This is a genomic window from Stenotrophomonas sp. KH_029, from assembly GCF_057839765.1.
Genome location: NZ_CM174498.1, coordinates 476,049 through 500,308, shown reverse-complemented (window position 1 = coordinate 500,308; position 24,260 = coordinate 476,049). Strand labels below are relative to the sequence as shown.

The following is a 24,260-nucleotide window of genomic DNA, read 5'->3' as shown; positions in this document are numbered from 1 at the left end:
AACCGCTGCGCCACTCAATCTTGGGGACGTCGCATATGAAAAGGCCTTCTACGGTACCCGAGACGCTACGTTGGTCTCGCACAATAGTCCAGATGGCCTAGACATCTACTTCCCGGCAGGTGGAAATTATCTTCTCCACCAGATGGTCAACCTCAACCAGTTCAACATCTTCCACCTTATTGAGCCCCCTGGAAATTATCATGACGAGCTCCGCCAGATCTTTCATCGGCTTGCAGTCCGGATCGTATGTAGGAATATTGATATAGCTACTAACGCTCGTTCCAAAACTCAACGTCGCTCCATAGGAGGCAACCGCCTTAGATATCGGCGTTGAGCCAAGAAATCCAGTTAAAAATGCTGCTTCATATTCGGTCTCAACCGGAATGAAATAGAGCTTGTGATCTGGCACCACCACTACCTGGCGCCCCGAAACGTCGGCACTTCCAACATACGCCACCTCAAACTTGCTTCCACCAATTTCCTTCCATAGGACTTTGAATGGAGCAAACGTGTACTCACCAATCGACCAAAGTGAGTAATAGGGCTGTCCCCGCTGAAAGCGCTTAAGGCTTGAGCGCTTTTCAAGCTCTTCCCTAAAATTCTTCAAGAACGAGTAGGAGAAGGGGCTATTTTCATGCAAGTCGGGATCGCCGTGCATCGAGCGCTGAGGAACGAAGTAGCGAAGCTCTGGCTCGGGTCGGGCTCTGAACCTGGAGACACCCCTACCGCGCAGGAGGGGGAAAACGTGCTCAGCCTCCACAGGCGCCTTTACAATAGGTATCCCCTTTGTTTTACCTATTCCAGCCTCATTTTCAATCATGGTGAGCCCATTCTTCTCTGCGCCGACCACCTTGACCCAGAAAATTCCGTTTCGATCAGCGGTAACGCCCTTGCGAGCCTGATATCTTGGATTTGCGGAACCAAACGCTGCGTTCAACGCCCCAATCTCGCTTAACTTCCCTACGATCCAAGGCCTGTCATCACCACCTGGCACTGGCCAGGCACACAAGTCTTCAGACGCTGCCACACTTTCAAACTCGGTCGATGTGCGGATGTAGCGAGCAGCGGTCGCCGGAGCAGAATCGAAACTCCATTTCCTGTACTGCACCGGGAATGAAGTAAATGATCCTTTTCGTATGAGGACGGCCCTTGGCATATTGGCGACACCGTCGAAAGGTGCGATTTCATCAAAGTCTTCAATTTTTTCCACGGCGCAAGCCATAGAGTCCCTACCAACCCTCATCCTTCGGAATCCCGCACTCGAGGGAGTTTCGAAGATTGAACCTGGTAGCAGCAAACACATCTGCCCGTTGTTCACCAAGTAGGTCTGGAGTGCCTGATAGGCAATCACAGTTGATACATCGCCCTCAATACCTCCTACCCACTTGTCATCACTAAATACACCAAGCTCTTTACAAAGTTGTTGAATTTGCCTTGTATATTCCCTAGGCAAATTACTCCACTTTATCCAGGGTGGATTCCCGCAAACAAACTGTGCAGGCTCAATTGCACCCGCCGCAAATCGGTCTGCAACAATGGAACACCAAATTCCATTCCAGCCCTGCCGATGCAATTCAACAAATGACTCAATTGTTGGAAGAAGGGCATCGCTAAGATCCGGACTAAGATCGTATCGAACTAGGACTCTCTCCACATCAGCGACGATCCAGTCAGAATCTCGGTCTTCCTCGATGAGATCTCTTATTCTTCTAAAGACAGGATAGAACCCATCACTCTTGATCAGCTCCAGCGGGACCGAGAATTCCACCTGACCCCTTTCGGTGCTTAGCGAGTAATAGAACGAAGGGAATAGCCCGCCCCCCGGCCTAGCTGGGTTTATGCTATCCGCGAGATACACTGGTAGACGCACTGGATCCTTCGGGTCCATGTGTGGCGCTATAAATACAGCAAGCGAGGCTTTTGCTGTGAGCACAGCCAGAGGATTTAGGTCGACCCCGCTGATGCCTACAAGGAGTTCTCGTGCGCTCCGCGGATAGCCGCTAACAAGACGACGCCGAAGTGCTTCGAGTAAGAATGTTCCAGACCCGCATGCAGGGTCTGTCATGGAGTTCTCTGGATTCCACTCGGTCATCGCGAGTGTGAATTCTGCAAGCCAATCCGGAGTGTAGAACTCCCCGAGCGCATGGCGGATCTCACGAGGAATGAATTCTTCGTATATCCCCTTAAATAAGTCGCGAGTCGTCGTCGCGTCCTTTTTTGCAATAGCAAAGTCTACCCCAGCCAGCTTGCCCACCATACTGGAAAGGCTCTCTTCCAGCGAACTCCAACCGCGACCATCCAGGTACCAAGAGAAGAAGTCCCCGTCAAGCATATTGAGGATCCCAGACCCCTCATACAGGGATCCATTTTCAATAGCGGCAAGCCTAGTCTTCACAGGAACTGAACTATCAAGGACGTTCTGCGCGGCATTGGGAAGGGCTGATGCGACGACAATCTTTGCAACGATGGCCACATAAGTATTGAGAGCAAATAGATATGCCGACGGATTTTCTTCATAGGGCTGCCCATGCGAAATCTCCTGCCTTCTAAGCAAGCGCTTCATGCCGTCCGGCTGAAAGCCAACAACTTGTGCGAACAACCTGCCCCATTCAGTAAAAAGCATCTTTGTCTTGCTTGAATCATCCCTTAAACTGCTGCATATCTGAGCGTACAGCAGAGGAATCAGCCGAATCCCTGACGCCGAATCAGGACCGATCAGGGACTGAAGCAGCTTGGGATGGACCAATGGTCTCCCACTAGACTCCATCGATTGCAAAAGGCGTCGTGCGGCCTGCAAGTCAAATGGGACCACTTCCTCCCAACTGAACTCGTGGCCGTCAATTTGCTGTCTTCCAAAAGTAATCGACGCCCCATCCCATGCAACCAACAGATACTCAGAAAGCGGCCGACCCTCCTCAAAAGAGATGAGGTTAGAGTACTCCTCCACCTGTCTTCGAGCGTACCTTGCCTTCGCGTTTGCACCTCCAGAAAAACACTGAGGTGGCTCGTACTCGATAAGCACGCCGCCATGAGCAACATCAATAAACTTGGTGGAGGCGCCACGCCGCTTAAGCGCACGCTCAAGCTGAAATGGCGTCCAAACAATACCCAACGAGGAACACGCGAGTTGAAGCGCGAGTTCAATTTCATGTCGTAACTGCGCTTCATTCCTTGCTGAACTTGAAGCGCCGGAGACTGCGCTCACCAGAGCTCTACAAGCCTCGTCCAGTAGACGTTCTCGCGTCATATTATCGCCTCCTGCGAGAGGGCTTTCGGTCGACCAACCCCTCTCCAGTGAACAAATGTCGAAACATGATTTCGGCAAGCATTGGCGGCACAGCGTTTCCAATCTGCGTAAATTTGGAATCTACGTCTCCAATTGGCTCAAAGTCGTTTGGGAATGTCTGAATTCGTGCGCACTCACGCCAGGATAACCGCCGCGGAACTTCAAGCTTCTGGCGTGCCTCACCTTCGACGAGGTGATCGTACTCATCAGTGAAATCCCAGCGCTGCTTCCAACCGTCAGCCAAGTTGGACCATGTGAGCTTCATCTTGGGGCTTGCAGGATGAAGCGTAATATGACGCGAGTTAGCTACCACAGTAAAGGCGGGCTCGTCCCATTTTGCCTTTCTATTACGGGACATGAAATACCAAGAAAAGTGGCCTTCTGGATCATGGGGTCGCTCGTAGAACTCGCCTACGGGCCACAAAGGAAGATCCTTAATTACCTCTCCATGTGATGCGTAAGGCTTCAAATCAGGAGCCTTTTTTGTGGGCTTTCCATGCGTTGGTTCGGGGAACGAAAATTCTTGAAAGAGATCCTCCCTTACACCGACAATGAAGAGTCGCTTTCGAGACTGAGGAACACCAAAGTCACGAGCATTCAAGAGTTGGTGGGCAACTGCATAACCCGCCTTTTTATAGGCCCTTTCTTGTTCTTCGAGGAAGCTACCTGCACCAAGCTGTTTCAGACCGGAGACATTTTCAGCCACGAAGTACTTCGGCTGCACGAGCTTAATAACCCTAAGGAACTGTTTGTACAGGTTGGTTCTAGCATCCTTCTTTGGATCTCGATTGCCCGCCATCGAAAACGACTGGCAGGGGTATCCACCGACTACGACCTCCGCTGCGGGAAAGGCCTCAATCGAAGCTATGTCACCGCAAGATACCTGGGAGTCGGGGAAATATTTTTTTAGGGTGCCGCAGGCATCCGGAAGGATATCGTTGCTAAAGACAATCCTTCCGCCAGCGGCCTTAATTCCGAAATCCATTCCGCCGCAACCAGAGAACAAGGAGATGACTCTCGGGCCACTGCCATTGATTTCGAGTTCGCTACTCTTTTTTTTCATCGTACTTATTAGTTTTTTGCGAATGATGAAGCTGCGACAGCTCTCGTAGAGTGGACAGCATGACTGGCGCCGTTCGCAGGGGTTGAGACCGGAAAGGGGTTTGCATAGTTATAGCGCGAAAAGGGCGACCTTGCGGCCGCCCTTTCATTTGACTCCAACCTGGGGAGGATCAAACCCCTACAGGATTAGCCTTCTCAGGATCAATCTTGTACTGCTTGATCGCCCGGGCCACATCCTTACCCGTCATCTTCCCTTCCTTGGCCAGCGCCGCAATCGCGGCGTGCGCGATGTAGTACCGGTCCACCTCGAAGAAGCGGCGCAGGTTGGCGCGGGTGTCCGAGCGGCCGAAGCCGTCGGTGCCGAGCACGGTGTAGCCCATCGGCACGAACGCGCGGATTTGGTCCGCATACGCACGCACGTAGTCGGTGGCGGCAATGGCCGGGCCCTGGCGGCCTTCCAGCAGTTCGGTGACGTAGGCCTTGCGCTGCTCGCCTTCCGGGTGGAAGCGGTTGTAACGTTCGGCGTCGAAACCGTCGCGGCGCAGTTCGTTGAAGCTGGGGCAGCTCCAGATGTCGGCGGTGACGCCGAAATCCTTCTCCAGCAGCGCGGCCGCTTCGATGGCCTCGCGCAGGATGGTGCCCGAGCCCAGCAGCTGCACGCGCAGTTCGCCCTTCTTGGGCTTGCCGGCGTCGGTGAGCAGGTACATGCCCTTGACGATGCCTTCGGCCGCCCCTTCGGGCATTTCCGGGTGGGTGTAGTTTTCGTTCATCAGGGTGATGTAGTAGTACTCATCAATCTGATCTTCCATCATCGCCTTGGTGCCGTGCTGCAGGATCACGGTCACTTCGAAGCCGAAGGTGGGGTCGTAGCTGCGCACGTTGGGGATGCCGCCAGCGGCCAGATGGCTGTGGCCATCTTCGTGCTGCAGGCCTTCGCCGTTGAGCGTGGTGCGGCCGGCGGTGCCGCCGAGCAGGAAGCCGCGGGTACGCATGTCGGCGGCCTGCCAGGCGATGTCGCCCACGCGCTGGAAGCCGAACATGGAGTAGTAGATGTAGAACGGCAGCATCGGCACGTTGCTGACCGAGTAGCTGGTGCCGGCGGCCATCCACGAGCTGATCGCGCCCGGCTCGCTGATGCCCTGCTGCAGCACCTGGCCGCTCTGGTCTTCGCGGTAGAACATCAGCTGGTCGGCGTCGACCGGCTTGTACTTCTGGCCGAACGGCGCGTAGATACCGATCTGGCGGAACAGGCCTTCCATGCCGAAGGTACGGGCTTCGTCGGCCACGATCGGCACGATGTGCGGGCCCAGTTCCTTGTCGCGCAGGGTGATGTTGAGGCTCTGCACGAAGGCCATGGTGGTGGAGTAGCTGCGCTCGCCGCTGCTCTTGAGCAGGCGCTCGTAGGTTTCCAGCTTCGGTGCGTTGAAGCTCTTGGTGGCCTTGCGGCGGCGCTGCGGCAGGTAACCGCCCAGGGCCGCGCGGCGTTCCTGCAGGTACTGCACTTCCGGCGAATCCGGGCCGGGGTGGTAGAACGGCACCTGGCCATCGGCCAGCTGCGCGTCGGTGACCGGGATGTTGAAACGGTCGCGGAAATGCTTGACCGCTTCGTCGTCCAGCTTCTTGGTCTGGTGGGTGGGGTTGAGCGCCTCGCCGGCGCTGCCCATGCCGTAGCCCTTGACCGTCTTGGCCAGGATCACGGTGGGCATGCCCTTGGTGTTCACGGCCTGGTGGTAGGCCGCGTACACCTTGTGCGGGTCGTGGCCACCACGGTTGAGGCGCCAGATGTCGTCGTCGCTGAGGCCGGCCACCATGGCGGCGGTTTCCGGGTACTTGCCGAAGAAATGCTCGCGCGTGTAGGCGCCGCCGAAGGCCTTGCAGTTCTGGTATTCGCCGTCGACGGTTTCCATCATCAGCTTGCGCAGGACGCCGTTGGTGTCCTTGGCCAGCAGGGCATCCCAGTAACCGCCCCACAGCAGCTTGATCACGTTCCAGCCGCCGCCACGGAACACGCCTTCCAGTTCCTGGATGATCTTGCCGTTGCCGCGCACCGGGCCGTCCAGGCGCTGCAGGTTGCAGTTGACCACGAAGATGAGGTTGTCCAGGCCTTCGCGGCCGGCCAGGGCGATGGCGCCGAGGGTTTCGGGCTCATCGCTTTCGCCGTCGCCGATGAAGCACCACACCTTGCGGTCGCTCTTTTCGATCAGGCCGCGGTTTTCCAGGTAGCGCAGGAACTGCGCCTGGTAGATGGCGGCCAGCGGGCCGAGGCCCATCGACACGGTGGGGGTCTGCCAGTAATCGGGCATCAGCCACGGGTGCGGGTAGCTGGACAGGCCGCCACCGTCGACTTCCATGCGGAACTTGTCCAGCTGCTGTTCGTCGATGCGGCCTTCCAGGAAGGAACGCGCATAGATGCCCGGGGCGCTGTGGCCCTGGATGAACAGCAAATCGCCGGGGTGGTTGTCGCTGGGCGCGCGCCAGAAGTGGTTGAAGCCCACGTCGTACAGGGTGGCGCCGGAGGCGAAGGAGGCGATGTGGCCGCCCAGGTCGCCCGGCTTGCGGTTGGCGCGGACCACGGTGGCCATCGCGTTCCAGCGGATGATGGAACGAATGCGCCATTCCAGTTCGGCGTTGCCCGGGCTCTTGGCCTCCAGGGTCGGCGCGATGGTGTTGACGTACTCGGTGGTGGGAGAGAACGGCAGGTAGGCGCCCGAGCGACGGGTCAGTTCCACCATGCCTTCCAACAGTTGATGCGCGCGCTCAGGGCCCTCGACATCAATAACGGCCTTCAGCGACTCGATCCATTCCTGGGTTTCCACAGGATTCGGGTCGTTGTTCAGCACCTCGTTCAACCAGTTCATTTGCGCTCCCATGACCGCACGCACGCGCGCGACTGTTTTAGATTTCTAGCCGCAAAGTGTAGCGCACCAACGGGTTTGCTTACTTGGCTACGGTTGCGTATGGAACCATCGCGCGGTGTCCGCCGGGACAGCGCGCGACAGCGACAGAGCGCTGTGTGCGGTTCCACGGCGCGCGCCAGCATCGCGCGCGGCGATGACATGGGCAGGTCAGCGGGACAGTGCGGCGTAGGCCGACGCGCTGCTGACGGGCTCGGGTGCCGTAGTGGCGGGGCCTGCGGCGGTGGGTGCGCGCGAGCGACGAGGTTCCACGCGGGCGGTCCGGGCTACGGATTGTTCCACCACGGGCACGCACCATCGCGGCGAACGGTCAGCTGAACGCTTCCCTGCCGGGCGTGTGCGGGGGCTGGTGGCGCGGGTAGTTTTCGATATATCGTTCCGCAATCGCATTCGATATATCGAAATGACCACGCCGCGCGACCTCGACCGCCCTGCCCGCCCGCTCACCACCCGGCCGCTCAGCCGTGGCGACCTGCGCCTGCTGGTGCTGTCGTTGCTGTCCGAGCAGCCGCGCCATGGTTACGAGCTGATCCAGTTGATCAGCGAGATGTTCGTGCGGGTATATACGCCCAGCGCGGGCTCGATCTACCCGGTGCTGGCGCAGTTCGAGGCGGCCGGCTGGGTGGACGCGGTGGAGGACGGCGGGCGCAAGCGCTACCGCTTGAGCGCGCTGGGCCAGGCCGAGCTGGCCGCGCAGCGCGAGGCGGTGGATGCCGCCTTGCGCCGGGTGCGCGACAGCGCGCGTACGATCACCAAGGCCAACCTGCCGCCGGGCGTGCGCGAGGCGTTGCGCGAGGTCAAGCATGCGCTGGCGTCGTGCCACGGGCGCTGGCAGGACGACAGCGCCGCCAGCGCCGCCGAGGCGCTGCGCGAGGCGGCCGCGCGGATCCGCGCGCACGGGCGCTGAGCATGCGCTGCGCCCTTGTTTTGAATTGTTCGACCCAGCCAGCCTTGGCCAGCCAGGTCCTTCCCCCTACGCCGCGCTGCGGCGCACTGCATACAGGCATTCCCCATGGCTTTGCATGAAAACAAACTGCTGCGTCATACCGTGACCTTCCGCCCGCTGCAGGTGCTGCGCACCGAGGAGATCAGCCCGTGCATGCGCCGGGTGATCGTGGGCGGGCCGGCGCTGGAGGGCTTTGTGTCGCCCTCGCCGGACGACCACGTCAAGCTGTTCTTCCCCAATGCGGACGGCCAGTTCGTGCTGCCGACGCTGACCGCCGAGGGGCCGCGCTACCCGGAAGGCCAGGCACCCTCGCCGGCACGCGACTACACCCCGCGCTGGTGGAACCTGGAAACCGGGGAGCTGGCGCTGGATTTCGTCATGCACGGCCATGGTGTGGCCTCCAGCTGGGCGGCCAATGCCCAGCCGGGCGATGCCATCGCGGTGGGCGGCCCGCGCGGCTCGCATATGACCGCAGCCGATTTCGATACCTATGTGCTGATCGGCGATGAGACCGCGCTGCCGGCGATCGGCCGTTGGCTGGAGACGCTGCCGGCCGGTGCGCAGGCCGAGGTGTATATCGAGATTCCCGAAGCCGGCGACCGCCAGGCGCTGCCCGAGGATGACCGGATCCGGGTGTCGTGGCTGGAGCGCAACGGCTTCGATGCGGCCAGCAGCACGCTGCTGGAGGACGTGCTGACCGATTTCGAGGCGCCCGACGGCGATACCTTCTACTGGATCGCTACCGAATCGCGGCGGGCGCGGATGATGCGCAAGTACATCGAAGGCCACCTGGGCGTGCCCAAGGACTGGATCCGCTCGACCGGCTACTGGAAGGCCCACGCCGACGAGCACGACGGTGATTGAGCCGCGACGGGCACCGGGTACGGATGCGATAATTGCGTTTTGTGCCGGTGCCTTTCCATGCAAGCAGTCTCTTCTTCGGCACTGACCGACCTGATCGACCGCGCCGGGCGCGGCGATGCCGCCCTGGATGCGGTATTGGCCGCGCTGGCGCCGTCGGTGGCGGGCAATATCGCGCCGCTGCGCGCGGCGCTGGTGCCGCTGGCGCAGGCGCAGATCGCGCTGGCCCAGGCCACGATCGATATCGGCCTGGTGGCCGATGAACTGCGCCGTTACCAGAAGTACGCGATGCCGGGTAAGCCGAGCCTGCAGATCGTGCAGCTGCGCAAGCAGCAGGCGTCGGTGAAGCAGGCCGCGTTGATCGCCCGCCAGGGCTTTGCCCAGGCCACCCATGCGTTCCTGCGCGACAGCGGCTTGAGCGCGCCGGCGCGGCGGGTGCCGACCGATTTCACCACCGCGTGGTTGGTGAAGGTGGCAGCGGCGGTGGCTGCGGGCTGAGACGCGTCTGGGTGACGCGGTATTCCGCCGGACGACCAAAGCGGGTAGTGCCGGCCGCTGGCCGGCTCCTGGGCGAACCGGCATCGTGAGGAGCCGGCCAGCGGCCGGCACTACCAGATTGGGATCGCGAGGAGCTGGCCGGCGGCCGGCATTGTCGGGTTGGGGATCGCGAGGAGCCGGTCGGCGGCCGGCATTACCGATCGGGGGTTGCCGGAACGGCTGCTGACCGCGGGCGCTGCCAGCCGTAGTGTCTGGCCAGGGCGATCTCCAGCAGCACCAGGGCCATGACGATCAGCAGCGGCAGCAGCAGGCCGAGGTAGATGCCGGGCATCATGCTGGTGAGCTGGGCCTTGAGCAGGCGGATGGCGCCCTTGGTATGCAGCAACTCGTTCATGCGCATGCCCAGCGCTTCGCGGAAGACCTGCTTGTCCACGCCGCTGTAGCCGGCCACTTCCTTCGACAAACTGTCTTCCACCCATTGCGACATCAGCGCGCCGCGCACGTGTTCGATCCCCTTGCGGGTCCAGCGCGTGAGCGTGCCCTGGCCCTGCAGATAGGTGGCACCGGGCAGCGGGTGTTCGGCCAGGTAGGTGTCCACTACCTGGGTGGTCACCTCGTGCACGCTGGCATCGCTGCGCAGCAGCGTGGCCAGGGCCGGGTCGTCCAGGCTGTCTTCAACATCCACCATCCACCCGGCGACCAGGGTCTGCAGGTGCGGCTGGAAGTGGTCGATCTGTTTGTACAGCGCGCGCTGCGCACCGGCGGTAAAGCCGAGCTGCAGGCCGGTGAAGGCGAACAACAGCGGCAGCACGAGCGCGTAGGTGGCGATGCCGGCATGGTGCCAGCGGTTGCGCCGGGCCAGCCAGCCGCGGCGGCGCAGGGCGTACCAGCAGGCGATGCCGGCCAGCAGGCCGGCCAGGGTGCCCAGGATGCTGCCGCCGACCAGGTCGAGCAGGCTCAGGCCGGTCCAGAATTCCTTCATCCAGAACTGTGCTTCTTGCACGGGGTGCTCCATTGCGCGAAGCGGGGAGTTTACGGGATGAGGATGCGTGGGTAGCGCCACGCCATGCATGGCTGGCGCGGTGGGGAAGGTTGTGCGCCGAGTGCAGCCATGCATGGCGTGGCGCTACCGGGGGTGGGTGTTGACGGCCTGTCGCTGCGCCGGGGCACCAACAAAAAGCCCGCCTTGCGGCGGGCTTTGTGCTGCTACTGCATCAGTGGCCGATCAGGCAGCCGGCTTTTCGCCGGTGGCTTCGGTGGTGATGCGGATCTTCACTTCATCGCTGACGTTCGGGGCGTAGGCGCCCACGCCGAAATCGCTGCGCTTGACGGTGGTGGTGGCGTCGAAGCCGGCCGCCGGCACCTTGGCCATCGGGTGCTCGCCGCCGCCGTTGACGGTGACATCCAGGGTCACCGGCTTGGTGGTGCCCTTGATGGTCAGGTCGCCGGTGACGGTCAGCTTGTTGGTGCCGGCCGCTTCAACCTTGGTGCTCTTGAAGGTAGCCGACGGGAACTTGGCCGCGTCGAAGAAATCGGCGCTCTTGATGTGCTCGTCGAACTTGGCGGTGAAGGTGTTCAGGCCGCTCAGCGGCAGGGTCACTTCCACGGTGGACTTGGTCACGTCAGCGGCGTCGTACACCAGGGTGCCGTCGGCGTTGCCGAAGTGGGCCGAGGGGTTGGAGAAGCCGAAGTGGCTCCACTGCACCAGCACGTCGGTGTGGGTCGGGTCGAGCTTGTAGGTGCCCGAGGCGATCTGCACGGCGGCAGCGGCCGGGGCCGCAGCCGGGGCAGCGTCGGCAACCGGGGCGGTTTCGGCGGCGGCGGCCGGGGCATCGGCGGCCGGGGCGGCAGCCTGTTCGGCCGGCTTGGAGCAGGCGGCAATGGCCAGGGTCAGGGCCAGCGGCAACAGCAGTTTGCGGGTCACGGTCATGTCAGGTCTCGTCAAAATCAAGGGAAAAAGAAGGGTAATGCAACAGCCCGTCGGCACAGGCGGGCCAGAACGCATGGCCGTCGCTGCGCGACGCTACCAACGGCACCTGCCATTGCCTCTGGCAGGAACGCTTACTCGATGCGGGCCGCTTCGTCGAAGGCCAGGCGCGGCAACCGCGGGAACAGGCCCGACGGGTCACCGTACCCCAGATTGACCAGGAAATTCGACTTGATGGCGGTGCCCTTGAAGAAGGCCTCGTCGACCTTGGCGTTGTCAAAGCCGGACATCGGGCCGGCATCCAGGCCCAGCGCACGCGCGGCCAGGATCAGGTAGGCGCCCTGCAGGCTGCCGTTGCGGAACGCCGATTCGGTGCGGCCTTCGCGCGGGCCGTCGAACCAGGCCTTGGCGTCGGCGTGCGGGAACAGGTAGGGCAGCTTTTCGTGGAAGTCTTCATCGAAGGCCACGATCACCGTGACCGGGGCGGCCAGGGTCTTGTCGTGATTGCCTTCGGACAGGGCCGGGGCCAGCTTGGCCTTGGCTTCGGCCGATTTGACGAACACCAGGCGCGCCGGGCTGGAGTTGGCCGCGGTGGGGCCCCACTTCAGCAGTTCGTACAGGGCCTGCAGCTGGCTGTCTTCGACCGGCTTGTCGAGGAAGGCGTTCTGGGTACGGGCGGTACGGAACAACTGGTCAAGCGCAGCAGCGTCGAGTACGTGGGACATGAAGCCTCCAGAAGAAAGGGGAAACCGTGGCGGGATCGGCTACCGTGGCAGGGCGAGCGCGCCGTCGGTGAAGGCTGGCAGTGTAGAGTGTCGCGACAGTTGCAACACCCAGCCTGACTGAAACGAATTAATGCCATACGTGAAACGATGGAGTCCCCCCTGGACGATCACCGACGGCCGTGCCGGCAACGTGCGGCAGGCGGTGGCGCTGGCCTCGGCGCTGAAACTGGGGGCGCATCGTCCGCTGGTGCTGAGCCCGCGTGCACCGTGGCGCTGGCTGGCGCCGCGCTGGCTACCCGGCGCCGCCGCCGGCTATGGGCAGGCCTTCAGCGAACTGGCCGCCGAGCCGCCGGCCCTGGCGATCGGCTGTGGCCGCCAGGCCGCCGGGGCGCTGCGGGTGTTGCGCCGGCGCGGTAGCCGGGTGGTGCAGATCCTCGACCCGCGCCTGCCGCCCCGCCACTGGGACCTGCTGGTGGTGCCCGAACACGACCGCCTGCGCGGCGGCAACGTGCTCACCCTGCTGGGCAGCCTGAACCCGGTCAACGACGATTGGCTGGCCTGCGGGCGGGCGGCGTTTCCCACGTTCGATGAACTGCCCGGCCCGCGCACCGCACTGCTGGTGGGCGGGCCCACCCCGCATGCGCCCTGGCACGAGCCGGACATGGTGCGGGTGTTCCAGCAGTTGGCCGCGCAGCTGCAGGCCGAAGGCGGCAGCCTGCTGGCCACTACCTCGCGGCGCACTCCGCCGGCACTGGTGGGCGCGCTGCGCAGCGCGTTCGCCGAGCTGCCGCAGGTGATCTGGGGCGACGGCGGCGATGGCGTCAACCCGTATGCCGGGCTGCTCGGCTGGGCCGATCGGGTCGTGGTCTCGCCCGATTCGGTGAACCTGCTGTCCGAAGCCAGCGCCACGCGCCTGCCGGTGGCGGTGGCGCTGGCCGGGCAGGCACAGGGCCGGTTGGCGCAGTTCCAGCACGCCTTGCGCGACCGCGGCCGGTTGCAGCCGCGCTGGCTGGACTGGCACTGCGATGCGCGGATTGAACCGCTGCGCGAGACGGCGCGGATTGCCGCACAGGTGCGGGCGCGATTGCTGTCGGTATGATGCCGCTGCGGCCGTTGCCGCTGGAGAAGCTGTGACATGGACGCACCCCGCCCTGCGCTGTTGAAGCGCCTATACCTTCCTGCCGCACTGTGCATTGCGCTGGCCCTGGCCGCGCCCGGCGCGCAGGCCGAGCCGCAGTGCGTGGAACGCTACCCGACCCCGGCCGCGCTGGCCTCGATGTTCGACGTGGCACTGGCCACCACCGAAACGCTGGATGCGCTCGATGGCGTGGACGTGGTGTTGATCGCGCGTGGCGGCCAGGACCTGAGCAGGTACGGGCTGCGCCACAGCCATGTGGCCTTCCTGCTGCGCGAAGACGATGGCCAGTGGCGCGCGGCGCATCTGCTCAATCCGTGCAAGACCGCCGAATCGCAGTTGTTCCGCGAGGGCGTGGCCACCTTCATCGGCGAAACGTCCAGCCACACCGACCTGCGCATCGGCGTGCCCACGCCTGCGCTGCGCGCCGCACTCAAGGCGATGCTGGCCCAGCCGGCGATCCAGGCACGGGCGCTGCACGAGGCGCGCTACAGCGTGGTGGCCTACCCGTTCCGCGCCGAGTACCAGAACTCCAACCAGTGGGTGCTGGAAGTGCTGGCCGCCGCGCTGGCACAGCTCGAAGACAACACCCTGATCGTCAACCGCACCCAGGTGCAGGGCTGGCTGAAGCAGCACGACTACCAACCCAGCACGCTGCATATCGGCGTGGCCAAACGGCTGGGCGCGCGCTTTTTCGTGCCCAATGCGGCAGTTACTGACCATCCTGCCAGTGAACGTATCTCGGGCAACTATTCTGTGGTGACGGTCGAATCGGTGTTCGACTTCGTGCAGCAGCAGAAGGGGCTGCAGCAGGAGCTGTCGGTGCCGCATGTTCCGGTGGCGGGAGTTACCGCGCCCAAGCCGTGATCCCAAAGTGCCCTGCTCCCCTTGGCGCGTGCCCTGACAGCGATGAGCAACAACGTTCTGTGGATCGCGGCGCAACCCTCCGGTCAACGCTGGTAAGCGATACTGGCCCTTGCTGGACCCCTACCCAGGAAACCACTGCATGAAACCGATCTCCCTGCTTGCCGCTGCGCCATTGCTTGCGTTGGCCGTGGGCGTCGCACCGGCCCAGGCGCAGTATTACAGCAAGCATCCGGTGGCCAGCAGCGTGCTGATCACCTCGGTGGCCAGCCTGGCGGTGGTGACCGCGCCGGTCTGGTTGACCTCGGCCGGGCTGGGCAAGCTGCACGATGGTTCGGCCCGCCGCAGCCGCATTGCCCATGCCGCGCGGACCAAGGCCGGCCCGTTGCCACCGCTGACGGTGGAACGGGTGGAGCAGCAGGCCGATGGGGGGTTCCAGGTGGCCCTGCAGAACCCGCAGGCCCCCGATGACCTGGCGGTGCTGCAGTGGCCGGCACGCCCGGACAACCCGGCCGCCGAGGTCAAGGTGGGCGATGTGTTGGCCTTCGAGCCGACCCCGGCCGGCGCCGGCTGGACCGTGGCCGCCGCCGATGGCACCGCGCTGGCGTTCCTGCCCACCGCCGATGCGGCCGCCGACAACCTGAGCGAACGCTTCTAAGTGAACGGGCCGGGGCTGGCCCCGGCTGGGCCAAGCCCGGATAATCCGCGGCTTCCCCGACTTCCCGGTGCGCCATGCCTGTGCGTCCTGCCATTGCCTTTGCCCCGTTGACCGTACCGTCGCTGCTGTTGGCGGTGCTGGCGATGGGCGTGGTGGTGCTGGGCAGCAACGTGCTGGTGCAGTACCCGATCAACGACTGGTTGACCTGGGGGGCGTTCAGCTATCCGGTGGCGTTCCTGGTGAGCAACCTGATCAACCGCCGTTTCGGGCCGCAGGCGGCGCGCAAGGTGGCCTGGGCCGGCTTCGCGCTGGCGGTGCTGCTGTCGATCTGGATCGCCACCCCACGCATCGCGGTGGCCTCGTGCCTGGCCTTCATCGCCGCCCAGCTGCTGGACATCACCGTGTTCGACCGGCTGCGCCGCGGGCATTGGTGGCGCGCGCCGATGGTGGCCACCACCTGCAGCGCCACGCTGGACACCACGATCTTCTGGAGCATCGCCTTTGCCGGCTCCAGCCTGCCGTGGGTGAGCTGGGCCGCCGGCGACCTGGCGGTGAAGCTGGCGATCGGCGTGTTCCTGCTGGTGCCGTTCCGCGCGCTGCTGTGGCGCATGGCGCCCCGCACCGCGTAGCCCGGGTAGATCCACGCTATGCGTGGATGTTTTCCGGCCCGTGTGCGGTGCCTTGGCACGTGCGTGGCGGGCACCGCGCCATCCACGCATGGCGTGGATCTACGTTGGGTCTATCCGCGTTCGGTCAATCCGTTGTTTCTGCCGGCGCCTGGAACGGAAGGCCGGCGGCCTCGCAGGCGGCGCTGATCACCGCGCGTGCTTCTTCCAATGCCGGGGTGGGCGCAGCCAGGCGCGGGCGGCGGTCCAGCGTGCAGGCCAGGCCGACGTCCAGCAGCGCCGCGTGCGCTTCATGCAGGCCGGCGCGGGTGCCGCCGGGCAGCCAGGCGGTGTCGGCCAGCGCATCGATCAGCTGCGGCGTATCGCGCGGCTGCAGTACCTGCGGGTGGCCGCCGGCGCTGTCGAGCACCCCGGTCTGCAGCAGGAATTCCAGGTCGACGATGCCGCCGGCGCCCTGCTTGAGATCCAGCCGCGCCGCATCGCTGCGGTCCAGTTCGGCGCGCATCCGCGCGCGCATCTTCAGCACATCGGCATACAGCACCGCAGGGTCGCGCGGGCGGGCCAGGGTCTGCGCGCGTACCTGCTCGAAATCGGCCAGCAGGCTGGCATCGCCGGCAATCCCGCGCGCGCGCACCAGGGCCTGATGTTCCCAGGTCCAGGCGCGTTCGCGCTGGTACTCGGTGTAGCTGGCCAGCGAGGACACCAGCGCGCCCTTGCCGCCGTCCGGGCGCAGCCGCACGTCGATGTCGTACAGGCGCCCGGCGGCGGTGACCGCGCCCAGCAACGCCATCACCTTCTGCGCCAGGCGCGCATACCAGCGGCCCGGGTCGAGCGGGCGCTTGCCGTCGCTGCTGTCCTGGTCGGCCGGGTGGTCGTGCAGGAACACCAGGTCCAGGTCCGAGCCGAAGCCCAGTTCCAGGCCGCCCAGGCTGCCGTAGCCGATGATGGCAAAGCGCCCGCCGGGAATGCGGCCGTGTGCATGGCCCATGTCGGCCTCGGCCATGGCCAGCACGGTGACCACCACCGCCTGGGCCAGCTCGGCCAGCTGGCGGGTGCTGTCCACCGCGCGCTGGCGGCCGTCCAGGGTGGCCAGGGCCATGCGGAAACTCAGCGCCAGGCGCACTTCATTGAGCAGGCGCAATGCCGCTTCGGGGTCGTCCACGGCCAGGGCGGTATCGCACTCGGCCTGCAGCGCGGCCGCGTCGGGGATGGGCCCGGACACGCGCACGTCCAGCAGTTCGTCCAGCAGCAGTGGATAGGCGGCCAGGCGTTCGGCCAGCAGCGCGCTGCGCGCCAGTACGTCGACCAGCCGGGCCAGCGCACTGGGCTGTTCGTCGAGCAGGGCCAGGTAACTGGTGCGGCGCAGGATCGCCTGCAACAGGCCAAGCACGCGCTTGAGCGCCGCGTCCGGCCGTGGCGAGCCGGTGGCGGCATGCAACAGCGCCGGCAGCACCCGGTCCAGCCGCGCCCGCGCGCTGTCGGACAGCGACTTCACCCCCGAGGACTGGGCGAATTCGCGCAGCGACTGGTCGGCGCTGGCCGGGTCGTGGAAACCGGCATCGGCCAGGATCTGCGCGCTGCCGCCCTCGGGCAACCCGCGCCAGTAACTGGACAGCGCATCCGGTGCGGCCTGGCCCTTGCGCGGGGCCAGCAGCGCGCCGAATTCGGTGCTGACCCGCTGGCGCTGCACGTCCAGCGCGGCCAGCAGCGCGTCCGCGTCGGGATAGCCCAGGCCGACGGCGATGCGCAGCCGGTCGATGGGGTCGGCCGGCAGGGCGTGGGTCTGCGCATCGCGCAGCATCTGCAGGCGGTTTTCCAGGCGGCGCAGGAAGGCATAGGCGTGCAGCAGGTCCTGGCCGTCCTGCGCGGCCATCTGCCCGCACGCCACCAGCGCCGGCAGCGCGTGCAGCAGGCGGCGCTCGCGCAGGCTGGCTTCGCGGCCGCCGCGGATCAGCTGCAGGGCCTGGGCCAGGAATTCGATTTCGCGGATGCCACCGGGGCCGCGCTTGATGTCATCGAACATCTCGCGCCGCGACACTTCGGCGGTGATCGCCGCCTTCATGTCGCGCAGGCCGTCCAGCGCGGTGAAATCCAGGTAGCGGCGGTAGACGAACGGGCGCAGGGTCTGCAGCCAGGCTTCGCCGGCGGCGATATCGCCGGCCACCGCGCGTGCCTTCAACCAGGCGTAGCGTTCCCAGTCGCGGCCTTCGCGCTGGAAGTACTGGTCCATGCCGGCAAACGACAGCGCCACCCGCCCGGCACTGCCGAACGGGCGCAGGCGCAGGTCGACGCGGTGGCTGAAGCCGTCCACGGTGGTTTCATCCAGCAGCCGGGCCAGGCGCTGGCCGAGCCGGGCGAAATATTCCTCGGCGGCCAGCGGGCGCGCGCCATCCGATTCACCGCCCTGCGGGTAGGCATAGACCAGGTCGACGTCGGAACTGAAGTTCAGTTCGCCACCGCCCAGCTTGCCCAGCCCGAACACCACCAGCTGCTGGGCACTGCCATCGCTGGCGCGCACCACGCCGTGGCGGCCGGCGAATTCCTGTTCCAGCGCGGCCAGGGCCAGGCCCAGGCAGTGCTCGGCCAGGGCGGTGGCGCCGGCCAGGGTGGCCGGGACGTCGTCCAGGCCCTCCAGGTCGCGCCAGATCAGGCGGGTGGAGGCGGCGCTGCGGTAGCGGCGCAGGCGCTGCGGCCAGTCGGCCGGCTGCTGCGGGTCCAGCACCGGCAGCGGCAGCGGCGGGCAGCCGGATTGGGTCAGATGCGACAGTAGCGCCGGTTGCCGGCACAGGGTGTCGATGGCGAAGTCGCTGGTGATGGCCAGCCGGCGCAGGCGATCCAGCGTTTCGGCCGGGGGCGGCCAGTGCCCGCCATCGGCCAGCGACACGGCCAGGCGCGCCAGGGCGCGGTCAACCAAAGGAACGAGGGCGGCGGGAACAGCGTCGGCGGGGATCGGCATGCGGGGATTATGTGGCATCGCGGGGAGGGTTCCGCGGCCGGAAGCCGGTCCCTGTCGTGTGGGGAACCCACCGGTGCGTGGCAAGGCGCCAACCGGACCGGCGCCACACCCCCGAACGGCGCGCATAAAAAAGCCCGCCAACAGCGAACTGTCAGCGGGCTCTGCTCCCTCCCCCACGTCGGGATGCAGGTCGATCTTCTAGGGTCGGCGGGGAACTTGCACGCTGCACTGCAAAACAACACTTGTGGGTACAGAAGTGCGGTCAAAACTGAACAGGGACCGGCCCTGGCCGTGATTGCCATTCCACCTTGGTCGCACCCTGCGCCCTCCGGCGATCGCCGATAATGCCGTTCCCCCTCAAACGTTGTTGCCATGTCTGTCGATCGCATTGCCAACGCGCGTCTGCGTGACCGCGTCGTAACCGCCGAAGCGGCCGCCGCCCTGATCCAGCCGGGTGAAACCGTGGCCATGAGCGGCTTCACCGGCTCGGGCTACCCCAAGGCGGTACCGGTGGCGCTGGCCCAGCGCATCGAGGCCTTCCACGCCCGCGACCTGCCCTTCCAGATCAGCCTGATGACCGGCGCCTCCACCGCCCCGGAGCTGGACGGCGCGCTGGCCAAGGCCGATGGCATCGCCATGCGCATGCCGTTCCAGAGCGACCCGGATGCGCGCAACCGCATCAACGAAGGCAAGCTGGATTACATCGATATCCATCTGAGCCATGTGGCCCAGCACGTGTGGTTCGGCTTCTATGGGCAGATCGACACGGCGGTGGTGGAGGTTTCGGCGATCCGTGAAGACGGCTCGCTGGTGCCGTCCACCTCGGTGGGCAACAACAAGACCTGGCTGGACCTGGCCAGCAAGGTGATCATCGAGGTCAACGAGTGGCAGCCGGCCGGCGTGGACGGCATGCACGACATCTACTACGGCACCGCGCTGCCGCCGCACCGCAAGCCGATTCCGCTGGTGCAGGCCAACGACCGCATCGGCGAGACCTCGCTGCGCTGCGACCCGGACAAGATCGTGGCGGTGGTGCGCACCAACGGCCCGGACCGCAACAGCCCGTTCAGCCCGATCGATGCCACCAGCGAACAGATTGCCGAGCACCTGATCGCCTTCCTCAAGCACGAAGTGGCCAAGGGCCGCCTGCCGGCCAACCTGCTGCCGCTGCAGAGCGGGGTGGGCAATATTCCCAACGCGGTGCTGGCCGGGCTGGCCAGGAGCGGCTTCCGCGACCTGGCCGCGTTCACCGAGGTGATCCAGGACGGCATGCTCGACCTGCTGCGCGACGGCGTGCTCAGCTACGCCTCGTGCACCGGCTTTGCACTGAGCCCGCAGGCCAATGAAACGTTCAAGCAGAACATCGATTTCTACCGCGAGCGCATCATCATGCGCACCCAGGAGATTTCCAACCACCCCGAGCTGGTGCGCCGGCTGGGCTGCATCGGCATGAACGGCATGATCGAGGCCGACCTGTACGGCAACGTCAATTCGACCCATGTGATGGGCAGCCGGATCATGAACGGTATCGGCGGCTCGGGCGATTTCGCCCGCAACGGATTCCTGTCGGCCTTCCTGAGCCCGTCCACGGCAAAGAACGGCAGCATCTCGGCGATCGTGCCGATGGTCAGCCATGTGGACCACACCGAGCACGATGTGTCGGTGATCGTCACCGAACAGGGCCTGGCCGATCTGCGCGGGCTGACCCCGCGCAAGCGCGCGCGGGTGGTGATCGACAACTGCGCGCATCCGGATTTCCGCGACCAGCTCAACGATTATTTCGAGCGCGCCAGCCGCGACAGTTACGGCAAGCACACCCCACACCTGTTGCCCGAGGCGCTGTCGTGGCACCAGCGGTGGCTGGATACCGGCACGATGAAGGCGTGATGGGAAAGGCCGGGCAGATGCCCGGCTTTTCTTGTCGATGCGTGGCGCAATTTTCCCGACGCGCGACGCACCGGTAGGGTCGGTTCCCAAACGACTGCCGTGAACGATGCAACGGTCGGTAACGCAGGACCGGCAGCGAAGCAGAGGCCCTCCCCGCCCAGGTTCATGCCAACACCGGACGCGGGCAGTGCCACGGCAGTCGATCGGGATGCGACCCTACCAGGGCGGATGCGTGGCGCACTTTTCCCGATGCGCGACGCACCGGTAGGGGCGGTTCCCAAACGACTGCCGTGAACGGTGCAACGGTCAGTAACGCAGGACCGGCAGCGAAGCAGAGGCCCTCCCCGCCCAGGTTCATGCCAACACCGGACGCGGGCAGTGCCACGGCGGTCGATCGGGATGCGACCCTACCAGGGCGGGTGACCGCCCCCACCGCAGGCGATTACGCGGCCCGCAGCGTAGCCAGCGATTCGGCCTGCAGCCGCTCGTAGATGGCGAACTCGTCTTCCACCTGCATGCCCAGCGCCTGCTCGAAGGCCTCGCGGTTGGCGTGGGCGGCATACGCGCGCTGTTCTTCGCCGCCGAGGTTGGACTGGAAGATGCCCGCCGCGCTGACCGGCAGGAAATCCTCGTAGACGATCGGGTCGGCACTGGCCAGGCCGGCGGCGATCAGGGCCTCGGCCGGCAGCTCGCCGACCGCGGCCGGATCGGCGCGACCGGCGGCGGTGAGGGCGTAGCGGTAATAGCCCAGGCCCTCGCTACGCAGGGTGGCGTGGTCATCGGGGAAGGCCTGGAAGGCCGCCGCCAGGCGGGTCGGGTAATCCTGGCCGGTGCTGCCGGCGCCGCCGCTGTCGCGCGCCTGGGCCAACAGCTGGTCGTACAGCGCGCGGCCCTTGCGGGTCAGTGCCAGGCCGCGCTGTTCGATTTCGCCAAAGCGCGCGGTATGGGTGCCGGCGTTGCCCGATGGCGCAGCGCCGGAGGGGAAATGCACGGTCTCCTGCAGTGCCTTGAAACTGGTCTGGCGCAGCAGGATCGGGCAACGGCGCGGCGGCGGGCCTTCGACCACGGCCTTGGCATCGATGCCGCGGGCGAGCATGGCGGCCTGGGCGGCGTCGATGTCCAGGGTGCGCGGGGTGAGGTGGTTGATATGCGGGCCGCGGAAGCAGACCACGTCGGCGATCAACCGGTGCGCATCGTGCAGGGCATGGTAGGTATCCAGCGACACGGTGGCATCGCCGTGCCAGCGGAAGGTTTCCAGCGATTCGATGACGAAGCGGCGGGCGTCGGCATCGTTCAGGCCACCGTCGCGCTCGGCCTGTGCGATCAGTGCCAGCGCGGTGTCGGTGAAGATCCGGCGCCGGGCCAGAATCTGCGCGGCGGTGTCGCGCAGGGCGGCGTCCTCGATCAGTTCCAGCCGCAGCAGCGAGGTGAACACGCGGAACGGGTTGTGCGCCAGCGCCTTGGCGGTGCGCGGGCGGAACGCGGTGGAATGCACCGGCACGCCGGCCACCGACAGGTCGTAGTAGCCGACCGGGTGCATGCCCATCACCGCGAACAGGCGGCCCAGCGTGGCCAGCTCTTCGGCGCTGCCGACGCGGATGGCGCCGTGGCGTTCCTGGCCCAGGCGGGCGCGCTCGTCGGTGCGGTCCAGTTGTTCGGCCAGCGAAGGATCGGCGGTGAGCACCGCGTCGTTGATCTCGGCCACCAGGTCGACCAGGGTGCCGTACAGCGGCACTTCGGTGCGGTACATGGTGGACATCGCCTGGGCGAACAGGCTGCGGATATCGTCGGGTGAAACGAAACGGTCGGTGCTCATCACGTACTCGGCAACGGATCACGGGGGAGGTACGGCAATCGCGCATTGTCGCCGAGGTGGTCGGTTACGGCCATCTGCATAGCAGCAAAGGCACAAGCCGGTTCGTGGGCGCCTTGGGGTTGGCGCGAACGGCATCCACGCATGGCGTGGATCTACGGGAATCCCGGCGTAGATCCACGCCGTGCGTGGATGCGCACCCTCACCGCCCGGCAGGCGCCTCGGCCGCCGCGCGCTGGCGCTGGGCGCGGTCGCCGAGCTGGCGCTGCAGGGTGGCATCCAGTTTCACCGGGCGGTCCCAGTGGTCGTGGCTGGCCACGATGGCGTGGCGCAACGCGCGCCAGTGCAGGTTGGTGGGCGTGACCGGCAGGTCGTCGAGCACCGCCTGCCAGCGCCTGGGCTGGCCTTCCTCCGCTACCGCGCGGCTCCACGCCTGGACGCTGTCGCGGCAGGAGCGCTCGATCGCATGGGCCCAGAAACAGGCGAAGTAGATATCCCCGGCCTGCCAGCCATGGGTGTACATCAACGCGGCGATATAGCCGCGCGACACGCCGGCATAGCGCGCCACCTCGTCCAGGAAACTGTCCGGGTAGCGCTCGGCGTAGTGGTTGATGTCCTGCAGCTGGGCGTCGACCCAGGTATCGCCGGTGTGGACCTGGTAGGCCTCGGATTTTTCGGCGGTCTGCTGCGCAGCCGCCAGCGCCGGCAGCACCAGCAGCAATACCAGCAGGCCCAGGCGCAGGATCACCGGTCAGCCCTGCGCGGCCTTGGCTTCGATCGCGCGCAGTGCCTGCGGCCAGTCGAAGGCGGTGGGCGCATCGACCATGCGCGGCTCGTCATCGGCCACACCGTGCTGGGTTTCGTGCGCCCAGGTCACCGCATACGGGGTATGGATGCCCCAACCGCCGAGGGTGACCACCGGCTCGATATCCGAGCGCAGTGAATTACCGACCATGCAGAACCGCTGGATCGGCAGGTCGAATTCTTCCAGCACGCGCGCGTAGGTTTCCGGATCCTTTTCGGACACGATCTCGATGCGCGGGAACAGGTCGCGCAGGTTGGCCAGTTTGATCTTGGCTTCCTGGTGGAACAGATCGCCCTTGGTGATCAGCACTACCGGATACTCGCCGGCGATCTCGGTGACCGACTCGCGCACGCCGTCGATCAGCTCCACCGGGTGGCGCAGGGTGGCATGGCCGATGTCCAGGATCTGCTGCAGGTCGCGCGCGTTGATCATCTGCTGGGTGATCTCGATGGCCGCCTCGACCATCGACAGGGTCATGCCCTTGACGCCATAGCCGAACACGCCCAGGTTGCGCTGCTGCACTTCCAGCAGGTGGCGCGCGGTGCGGGTGTCGTGCACGTCGATGTAGCGCGACAGGATGTCGAGGTAATCCTGCTCGGCCTGGCGGTAGTAATCCTCGCTTTTCCACAGCGTGTCGTCACCGTCAAAACCGACCAGACCGATGGCGCCGGTGGGCGCGGGTGTGGAGGTCATCATGCGGCAAGGATAGCAACAGCGGCCGGCCGGCCCAATCACGGCCCCGGCTCACTGCCCAAACGGGCGCGGGCCGTCCCAGCCCAGCACGCCCGGTTGCGGCGGATCGATGCGGGTCAGCTGCCAGTCGCCCGGCCCCCGCCAGCTGAGTTCGCGATAGCTGCAGTCCAACAGGCCGTTTTCCTGCCACCACGCCATCAGCGCGGCCGGGGATTCCAGATCCGCAGGTTGGTACTGGAACGGCAGGCCGCGGGCATTGAGGTCGGCCAGCATCCGGCGCAGCGCCGGGTTGGCCCAGCGCGGGCCGTGGTCGTCGAAGGCCAGCGTGTCGTAGGCGGTGTCGGCCTGCCCGCCGGCAGCCAGTACTACCTGGCCCGGGCGCAGGTGGGATACCCGCTGCGGTGCCGCCTGGCCGGGCGCGGGGAAATACACATCGAAGGGAGGCCGGCGGCCAGGATGTTCCATGCCGGCATCATAGTAAAAAGGGGACCGGTGTAATCAAGCGGGCTTGACTACACCGGTTCCCTTGAAAAAGAAGGGCGGCCGAAGCCGCCCTCCCCCTCCTTGCCGGCCGCCGGTGTCCAGCGGTGGCCGGCCCTTCTG

At 65.3% G+C, this 24,260-nt stretch carries 19 protein-coding genes; 8 read left to right on the top strand and 11 right to left on the bottom strand.

The features are described 5' to 3' along the window. Positions 1 to 97: 97 nt before the first annotated feature. From AC3ITM_RS02230 to aceE, 3 genes are all read right to left on the bottom strand, one after another. Positions 98 to 3,247 (bottom strand): N-6 DNA methylase, encoded by a 3,150-nt coding sequence (locus AC3ITM_RS02230; protein WP_489268083.1) that lies wholly within the window; start codon positions 3,245 to 3,247, stop codon positions 98 to 100. Position 3,248: 1 nt separating this feature from the next. Continuing rightward, positions 3,249 to 4,349 carry a DNA cytosine methyltransferase gene (locus AC3ITM_RS02225; protein ID WP_489268082.1) on the bottom strand — a complete coding sequence of 367 codons (1,101 nt, stop codon included), beginning with the start codon at positions 4,347 to 4,349 and terminating at the stop codon, positions 3,249 to 3,251. A 169-nt stretch (positions 4,350 to 4,518) separates the two neighbouring features. Next, positions 4,519 to 7,206, bottom strand: coding sequence for a pyruvate dehydrogenase (acetyl-transferring), homodimeric type (gene aceE / locus AC3ITM_RS02220; protein WP_228887387.1), 2,688 nt, complete (start codon positions 7,204 to 7,206; stop codon positions 4,519 to 4,521). Positions 7,207 to 7,666: 460 nt separating this feature from the next. On the opposite strand from aceE, the gene AC3ITM_RS02215 reads away from it, so the two are divergent. From AC3ITM_RS02215 to AC3ITM_RS02205, 3 genes are all read left to right on the top strand, one after another. Next, the gene (locus AC3ITM_RS02215) at positions 7,667 to 8,170 is read left to right on the top strand and encodes a PadR family transcriptional regulator (protein WP_489268080.1); all 504 of its coding nucleotides are present in this window, start codon (positions 7,667 to 7,669) and stop codon (positions 8,168 to 8,170) included. 105 nt (positions 8,171 to 8,275) lie between these two features. After that, complete coding sequence (locus AC3ITM_RS02210; protein ID WP_489268078.1) at positions 8,276 to 9,073, top strand: siderophore-interacting protein; 798 nt, start codon at positions 8,276 to 8,278, stop codon at positions 9,071 to 9,073. 57 nt (positions 9,074 to 9,130) lie between these two features. Next, positions 9,131 to 9,568 (top strand): hypothetical protein, encoded by a 438-nt coding sequence (locus AC3ITM_RS02205; RefSeq protein ID WP_489268076.1) that lies wholly within the window; start codon positions 9,131 to 9,133, stop codon positions 9,566 to 9,568. Positions 9,569 to 9,761: 193 nt separating this feature from the next. Here AC3ITM_RS02205 and AC3ITM_RS02200 read toward each other — a convergent pair whose 3' ends face one another. From AC3ITM_RS02200 to AC3ITM_RS02190, 3 genes are all read right to left on the bottom strand, one after another. Next, positions 9,762 to 10,571 carry a hypothetical protein gene (locus AC3ITM_RS02200; protein WP_489268075.1) on the bottom strand — a complete coding sequence of 270 codons (810 nt, stop codon included), beginning with the start codon at positions 10,569 to 10,571 and terminating at the stop codon, positions 9,762 to 9,764. 222 nt (positions 10,572 to 10,793) lie between these two features. Beyond that, the gene (locus AC3ITM_RS02195) at positions 10,794 to 11,498 is read right to left on the bottom strand and encodes a YceI family protein (protein ID WP_489268073.1); all 705 of its coding nucleotides are present in this window, start codon (positions 11,496 to 11,498) and stop codon (positions 10,794 to 10,796) included. Positions 11,499 to 11,629: 131 nt separating this feature from the next. Next, positions 11,630 to 12,220, bottom strand: coding sequence for a malonic semialdehyde reductase (locus AC3ITM_RS02190; RefSeq protein WP_489268072.1), 591 nt, complete (start codon positions 12,218 to 12,220; stop codon positions 11,630 to 11,632). 130 nt (positions 12,221 to 12,350) lie between these two features. Between AC3ITM_RS02190 and AC3ITM_RS02185 the strand changes: the two genes are divergently transcribed. The 4 genes from AC3ITM_RS02185 (at position 12,351) to AC3ITM_RS02170 (ending at position 15,506) form a co-directional block, all read left to right on the top strand. After that, the gene (locus AC3ITM_RS02185) at positions 12,351 to 13,319 is read left to right on the top strand and encodes a mitochondrial fission ELM1 family protein (protein ID WP_489268071.1); all 969 of its coding nucleotides are present in this window, start codon (positions 12,351 to 12,353) and stop codon (positions 13,317 to 13,319) included. Between the two features lie 36 nt (positions 13,320 to 13,355). After that, positions 13,356 to 14,222, top strand: coding sequence for a DUF2145 domain-containing protein (locus AC3ITM_RS02180; RefSeq protein WP_489268069.1), 867 nt, complete (start codon positions 13,356 to 13,358; stop codon positions 14,220 to 14,222). Between the two features lie 139 nt (positions 14,223 to 14,361). Next, positions 14,362 to 14,877, top strand: a complete 516-nt coding sequence (locus AC3ITM_RS02175) for a hypothetical protein (protein ID WP_228887378.1) — start codon at positions 14,362 to 14,364, stop codon at positions 14,875 to 14,877. A gap of 74 nt (positions 14,878 to 14,951) precedes the next feature. Beyond that, entirely contained in the window at positions 14,952 to 15,506 is a 555-nt protein-coding gene (locus AC3ITM_RS02170) for a queuosine precursor transporter (protein ID WP_489268067.1), read from the top strand. A 124-nt stretch (positions 15,507 to 15,630) separates the two neighbouring features. On the opposite strand, the gene glnE is transcribed toward AC3ITM_RS02170, so the two are convergent. Continuing rightward, positions 15,631 to 18,459 (bottom strand): bifunctional [glutamate--ammonia ligase]-adenylyl-L-tyrosine phosphorylase/[glutamate--ammonia-ligase] adenylyltransferase, encoded by a 2,829-nt coding sequence (gene glnE / locus AC3ITM_RS02165; RefSeq protein ID WP_489268066.1) that lies wholly within the window; start codon positions 18,457 to 18,459, stop codon positions 15,631 to 15,633. Positions 18,460 to 18,831: 372 nt separating this feature from the next. On the opposite strand from glnE, the gene scpC reads away from it, so the two are divergent. Next, positions 18,832 to 20,346, top strand: a complete 1,515-nt coding sequence (gene scpC / locus AC3ITM_RS02160) for a succinyl-CoA:acetate CoA-transferase ScpC (protein ID WP_489268064.1) — start codon at positions 18,832 to 18,834, stop codon at positions 20,344 to 20,346. Positions 20,347 to 20,788: 442 nt separating this feature from the next. Here the strand turns inward: scpC and hglS are convergent, their stop codons facing one another. The 4 genes from hglS to AC3ITM_RS02140 form a co-directional block, all read right to left on the bottom strand. Then, positions 20,789 to 22,162 carry a 2-oxoadipate dioxygenase/decarboxylase HglS gene (gene hglS, locus AC3ITM_RS02155; protein WP_489268062.1) on the bottom strand — a complete coding sequence of 458 codons (1,374 nt, stop codon included), beginning with the start codon at positions 22,160 to 22,162 and terminating at the stop codon, positions 20,789 to 20,791. Positions 22,163 to 22,361: 199 nt separating this feature from the next. Beyond that, complete coding sequence (locus tag AC3ITM_RS02150; protein WP_489270006.1) at positions 22,362 to 22,904, bottom strand: hypothetical protein; 543 nt, start codon at positions 22,902 to 22,904, stop codon at positions 22,362 to 22,364. A 6-nt stretch (positions 22,905 to 22,910) separates the two neighbouring features. Further along, positions 22,911 to 23,660, bottom strand: a complete 750-nt coding sequence (locus AC3ITM_RS02145) for an HAD family hydrolase (RefSeq protein WP_489268060.1) — start codon at positions 23,658 to 23,660, stop codon at positions 22,911 to 22,913. Between the two features lie 48 nt (positions 23,661 to 23,708). Beyond that, positions 23,709 to 24,122 carry a hypothetical protein gene (locus AC3ITM_RS02140; RefSeq protein WP_489268059.1) on the bottom strand — a complete coding sequence of 138 codons (414 nt, stop codon included), beginning with the start codon at positions 24,120 to 24,122 and terminating at the stop codon, positions 23,709 to 23,711. Positions 24,123 to 24,260: the final 138 nt, after the last annotated feature.